This window comes from Paenibacillus profundus (assembly GCF_021369635.1).
GTDB classification, from domain to species: domain Bacteria; phylum Bacillota; class Bacilli; order Paenibacillales; family Paenibacillaceae; genus Paenibacillus_B; species Paenibacillus_B profundus.
In genome coordinates, this window is sequence record NZ_JAJNBZ010000072.1 from 1 (window position 1) to 5,871 (window position 5,871).

Annotated in this window: 8 protein-coding genes; all 8 read right to left on the bottom strand. The window is 44.6% G+C overall.

The features are described from left to right. Positions 1-183: 183 nt before the first annotated feature. The 8 genes from LQV63_RS30880 to LQV63_RS30915 all read right to left on the bottom strand — a co-directional run bounded on the left by LQV63_RS30880 (position 184) and on the right by LQV63_RS30915 (position 5,574). A complete protein-coding gene (locus LQV63_RS30880) occupies positions 184-1,272 on the bottom strand; it encodes a hypothetical protein (protein WP_233699599.1) in 1,089 nt (362 codons plus the stop codon). 102 nt (positions 1,273-1,374) lie between these two features. Then, positions 1,375-1,596, bottom strand: coding sequence for a hypothetical protein (locus LQV63_RS30885; protein ID WP_233699600.1), 222 nt, complete (start codon positions 1,594-1,596; stop codon positions 1,375-1,377). Between the two features lies 1 nt (position 1,597). Continuing rightward, a complete protein-coding gene (locus LQV63_RS30890) occupies positions 1,598-1,777 on the bottom strand; it encodes a hypothetical protein (RefSeq protein WP_233699601.1) in 180 nt (59 codons plus the stop codon). A 349-nt stretch (positions 1,778-2,126) separates the two neighbouring features. Beyond that, entirely contained in the window at positions 2,127-2,939 is an 813-nt protein-coding gene (locus tag LQV63_RS30895; protein WP_233699602.1) for a hypothetical protein, read from the bottom strand. Continuing rightward, a complete protein-coding gene (locus LQV63_RS30900) occupies positions 2,930-3,301 on the bottom strand; it encodes a hypothetical protein (protein ID WP_233699603.1) in 372 nt (123 codons plus the stop codon). Before LQV63_RS30900 ends, LQV63_RS30895 begins: the two co-directional genes overlap by 10 nt. Positions 3,302-3,342: 41 nt before the next feature. Continuing rightward, positions 3,343-3,630 carry a hypothetical protein gene (locus LQV63_RS30905; RefSeq protein ID WP_233699604.1) on the bottom strand — a complete coding sequence of 96 codons (288 nt, stop codon included), beginning with the start codon at positions 3,628-3,630 and terminating at the stop codon, positions 3,343-3,345. 180 nt (positions 3,631-3,810) lie between these two features. After that, a complete protein-coding gene (locus LQV63_RS30910) occupies positions 3,811-4,485 on the bottom strand; it encodes a hypothetical protein (protein WP_233699605.1) in 675 nt (224 codons plus the stop codon). A 285-nt stretch (positions 4,486-4,770) separates the two neighbouring features. Then, positions 4,771-5,574, bottom strand: a complete 804-nt coding sequence (locus tag LQV63_RS30915; protein ID WP_233699606.1) for a hypothetical protein — start codon at positions 5,572-5,574, stop codon at positions 4,771-4,773. Between the last annotated feature and the right edge of the window lie 297 nt (positions 5,575-5,871).

Consider the following 5,871-nt stretch of genomic DNA (forward strand, 5'->3'; position numbering starts at 1 on the left):
CGCACTCAAAATGCGGTGCCGAGAGGCTTGCCGGTTCGAGTCCGGCCATCGGTATACGACAAAAAAGAGTTATCAAATTGCGTTAAGCGATTCGATAACTCTTTTTTATGTGATTTGGATTTGAACTGTCATTTTCTTTGTTACCAAATCTATCTTCCCGTTAAAAGGGGAATTGGTAGAAGTTTATTGGGCTTCAACTTCCATATCTGCTACATAACCTTTGAACGTAGGAGCAGCAGCTTTCCCGGCGCGTATGTATACAACCTTTTTATTAGCATCCAGCGCTGCTCTCACATTCGTGCCATTTTTGCTGGTGAAATAATAATCCTTTGCGTTTCCATCCCATTTCACGCTATGTCCATTCATGTCGATATTAAATAATGTCTTCGCTAACGGGGCAACCGCTTCTTTCGCCTCTTTTTCTGAAATCCCCTTATTATCTCGTACTCTTATTCCAAGCTCATTGTACATGCCTTTTATTTTTCCTGTATTGGGATCTGCATAAACCGTAACTTTGCCGTCATGAAATACCCACGCTGCATCTGCTTTATTTTTCCCCTGACCCGTTATTGGGAATACATCAACTACAAGCTGAGCACTTGTCATTTCAAATTTATGTTGAAACGCCGTCTTAGCAGCATCTATAACTGTTTGCAGCAATTTCGGATCAAGCTCTTTCTTATCAAAATCAATACGGAGATGATCAGTTATCATATGACCATCATCATTAAAATCGATTGAGGAAGTGGAAAAATCTATTCCTTTCAATTCGTACCTTTTCTCCTTACTTATTTTTTCATTACGAGAGAATAAGCTACTCACCCCAACTTCTTGTTCAAAGGCGTACGTCTTCTTTGCATACTTTGCATACTTCGCATCTATTACTTTCAACCACTTTAAGACTTCTTCTTGATCCTGCTTGCTGATTTGGTCGATCGTGGCGGTTTGGCCGCCTACCACCAAGATCATTCCAATATCATAGAAAAATTGTACAAAATATTTTCCATCTACCGATCGAACTTCTGCCAGACGAGCCAAATCCTTATTATTAAAGTCAAGCTTGCCCACCTTCTGCAATTCAACATCTTTTCCGGCAAATAATTTTACCGCTTGGTTCAGCTTTCCAGTAAACTTCGGATCGACTTGAATCGTCCAGCGATCCGATTGTTTCTGTTCATGCGCCGCCTGGGCCCCCGCAGGAATCGGGCCTGCCAATGTAGTCAGCATGCTGGATACGACCAGTGTTGCGACGATTGCTTTTTTCAAATTCATGATAAATCCTCCTAATTGTTTTATATTTGAACCCTCTTTTTATACTACCATTGAATACCTAGTACTCAACTTAACATTCAATGAATAAGATTTAAGAATTAATTATGAATATTTACTTAATTTCCTTCCCCCGCTCTGCATTAATTTCTCTTGCAATTCCTTTTGCATGGAAGCGAGTACTTCCTCCACTGACTTCTTGTCCTTCACGATCTCCTTCACCGCATTGATCATTGCATTGCTGATTTCCTCTTTCATATTCTCTGACAACTTTGCTCTGTACACAGTACTAAACGACCAACCCGCATTCATTGCTGGCTTTAACATCTTAAACGGCTCCGCACCCCATTCCCCCAACCTTGTTGATATCTGCATTACGGATAGGGAGTGACGCGACAGAAACGAAGCTCTGTGCATTCATCTTGGCCATCTCAGAGCTAATCATGTAGTCGAGAACCTTCCAATCGAGCTCCTTATGATCCGAGAACGGATTATCATCAGACTTCACTGATAATGTCTCCTGAGCTGATGTATATAGAGCCTGAATCCGTGAAAGTAGTTCTTTGAAAACAATAGATATAAGAAGGAAAACGCTCAAATGGTGCAGAAAAGTATGGGAATGTATCTAAATATAAACTTCACCTTTGAGGTGCGAATATGAAAATCCAATTTATTCGTTCTAAGGAACTTATTCTAACTTCACACGCTGGTCTAGCGACTGTTGGTGCTTTACTCAATCATACTCAACTGAACAAACGCCTGAATCGAACAAAAATAAAAGACATAAAGTTTCCCATCCACTCTCATGCTGAGTAAGCGTCAATCCAATCCCACCTGTGCATAGCAAGTCAAATCCGTCACAATGATGCACAGCAAGGACAAAGCGGATAATCGGCATCCTGCACCCAGCTTGGGTGACCCCCGATCTGTGAATCCTGCTGAGTCAAGGCCCACTCTGCAGCATAATACGGAGAGTGCGGCTTGGATGACAGCGTCAATCTGGGCACGGTCTCGACACTGATGTCCTCGTAATCCGAACTAGGCAAATAATTGGGTTTATGGTTAAATTGGCTCCAGGCAGGCACGCCTTGATGGTCAAGTTCCATGTATATCGTGCTGTAGCTTCCGCAGCGCTCGCAGGTCAGCACTTGCAGGCGTTCCATCGGCAGATTAAGATACGCCAAGGATGGATGAGAAGTGTCCGCTTCCATCAGGACAGTCAGCTTCCCCTCGCACCATGGGCAATTGGAGTCGTTCGTTTTCAGGAAATGGGCAGCGGACGCTTCTACTGCACCATTTTGCTGTTCACCTGTTGGCCTAATCGCATAGCTTAAGTCATGGATCAAATTACGTTTTTCCCCGTTCGGTGTAAGCTCCCAGCCCCCCTCTAGGGCATATACTTCAGGGCCTACGAACAACTGTCCCGCCCACTTCGGTGGATGCAACCGCCATTCCCGAAACTGGCCCACAACCACAGAATCACCAATCCAGATCAATATCAGCAGGAGATGATTGCGGTTATCATCGTCCCATTCCACCTGCTGCAGCAGGCGGTCCCGAATGTCGGGTGACGCATCCTTGAATAGGATGGAGGAATGGTACATGCCGCGTTCTATAAGCTCAGGCAGGGCTTCTGCGATATTGTCGTTCCGGTAACACACTAGCGACAATAAGATATGGTCGGCTTCGCTCTCATCGCCCGAGCGAGCAGCTCCAACGCATACTTCAGCATTCTTCCCGCCTCTTCAGCCGTTAAGGAGACGTATACCTGCTCTCTGCTTAACGGGTAAGGAACATACTGAATCAGCGGGTCATACTTCCTTGGTGCATGCATGACCTTCAGAATGTCCACCGGATCCGTCAAGCCTTCATACAAATTCACCGTTCTGCGGTGCTGCTCAATATACGCTTGCCGTTTTTGACGTTCCTGCTCCTGATGGCAGGGCATGCAGGTACCGCCTGTTTTGGCCGCCGTGGTCGGCAGGATCGTCGCGCTGCAGCCTTCCGTTTTGCATGGAATACGTTCCGTCACGCCTACTCCACCTCCATTACATTGGACGTTCATTTATAGATTCATTTTGGAAATTTGCCTTGAAGGTAGGAATCCCATAGGCCCGCTAGCTCTGAATTCTGCGTTATCCGAAACGTTTGCTTGAATGCAAATTCCCTAATATCTCTGATTACCTTACTTTCAGAGGAGTCTATTTCATTCAATTCTTCGTAGCTAGAATTCCACGCCATGTCAAATTCAGCTTTATCCCTAGCATCTAATTCCGCGTCCCAATCCACTTCTTTATGGAAGACATTTTCAAAGAAGCTGTCAGTTCGGATGATTGAAAAGATTTCATTCGCTGTTATCAACGGAATACCACCTTTTTCAACTCTATTAGTCTCTCGTTATTACACATCAACATAAGGTAGTTGCCTGTTATTATAACCTTGGTTTACTCCATACAGCGCTTATTTACCGCCACATTACCTCAGCAGCCTATACGTCCGTTGTATCTGCTATTGGTCAAAGAATACTTTGCCACCTTCTGATCATGAGCCGATATATAGCTTATGCTCTGAGAAGAGTGCCGAATATCCGAGTCTATACAGCTCGAAATACGGTGCGAATGGGTCACCCTTTAGTCCATAGCGGTGCCACTGCAAATAATAAGAGATCCAATAATCGCAAGCAATCGAGTAATAGGCCTCATCCAGCATCTCAATCGGTTCATCGTAATCCTTGTGCTCACTCACAACTTCAAACAGCGCCTCATAAACATCGGGATCGTAGGATTGCCGGATGGTGTCTATTTTCCCATGCGGCAGGAGTTGAACTTCTTCGATTCCAGACAGGTATGCCGCAGCTTCCGCCGTACCATCCCATTCAGCAAACTCATCCAGCAATTCCTTCAGCCCTTTAATAAGCTGTTCACCATGCCCTTTCAACACATCTTCAGGCACCTCTTTAGTTTTGCTGTTGAAATAGCCTGGCACCGTTTCTCCGCCAAAATCCTCTGGATCCAGCATCTCATAGATCCGTACAATCTGCTGCAAATAGGCGTCTCCGTCTTTAAGTGGCTCAAAGGTAGCTTCGACCCCTTTTCCGCTAGGCATATACATTTGAAAATATCCATATAGCGCATCTTCTTCGATGACTGCATCTTCGGAATCTACTTCTTCATCCATAAGATGAAGTAAATACCTTGCGTACGACTGTTTATCCATATGTACCCTCTCTTTGTCGCAAATAAGCGGAGTTTTATGTGTCTATTATTCTACACCACCCGGATTAATGGTCCATTTGATGCTTTCACTCGTATATAGCAGCATAAATCTCCACTATTATATGTCAAAAAAGGCCTTATGGTTAGAATAAGGCCTTTTTTGTACTACTATTGACAAATTTACGAGATTCCACCGGATTTATCGAGTTCATCGGAATCACTAGAGTCACCCGATTCATCCAGCTCCATCTCCTAAGGTATACCATATTGGCTTGTGGGCCGCTTGTCAGGGCAATCTTCTAAGCGGTTTCTTCGGGGTCGGGGGCTTCCAAGCCACCAGTAATCCGGCTTCTCCGCAAACTTGATTAATTCTCTCAAGATGCTCCATCTCCACTTCCCAGAGCCAAAGATCATTCCCGATATCCGTAAGCTGGCCATGCTCGTGGCTTCCCGTGATCCACTCCTTTAGCTTCACGCCGTTGATCTCGATTTGCAGATGTCGGCTGTTCACCAGATTGCAGGGATAGACCATTCGGAGCATCTCGCCGGAATATCGACCTTTCCCTTCATATAAGCCCGGCGTTTCTTTGTTGAAGGCAAAACCATTTTCATACGGAAACAAGGTGACCCCATTATTTCCTGCCGCATAATAAAAGGCGTCTGTCATCTTATCAGCCGCATAAAGAAACCCGTATGAAAACCTGGGGAACCGCTTCGCCAAGTTTTTAAGCCATAGTGTCAGCGGAAGATATACTTCTTCGAGTGGGAATTCGCAAAGAGCAGTCAAATGCGGAAAGCTTCCGTATTCTCCAGTTTGCCGACTGAAAGCGGTATGCCAGGGCACCGATCCTCTTCTAGAATAGTAGATCCAGAAAGCATCGCATTCGCCTTTGGTAACCTTCTCTCTTAACTGGTCCGAGGAGACTTCGAACAGATCATGATCTCCTTCGTGGTCGCCTTGGTCTAGGAGCTCATAATAGCTCCCTCCGTTTACGCTTACGCCGATTGCCTCAAAAAAAGACAATCCAATGTCTAAAGCCTCGGATGGAGTTATTCCTTCCGTATCGTAAATTGCAATGCCTGTACACACAACAGTCACCTCAGTCATTTACCTATTTCTATCAAACCCTTATAAAAAACGATGTAATGGATCCAGTGGTTTCAGAACGTGGCAGACATTTCCGGCAGAGACATGTTCACATAAACATTTTTAAGTTATATACAAAAACCATGCTTTGACATCGTCTAAAGCATGGTAATTATTTAAACTAATATAAAACTGCACGCCTGTTGATTAACCAAATTATGTAACAAAAATAAGCTTGTTCTGGTCATCCGTTTGAAGAATGTGAAAAAGCCTTAACCGCCATTCAACTGGCAGTTGCCC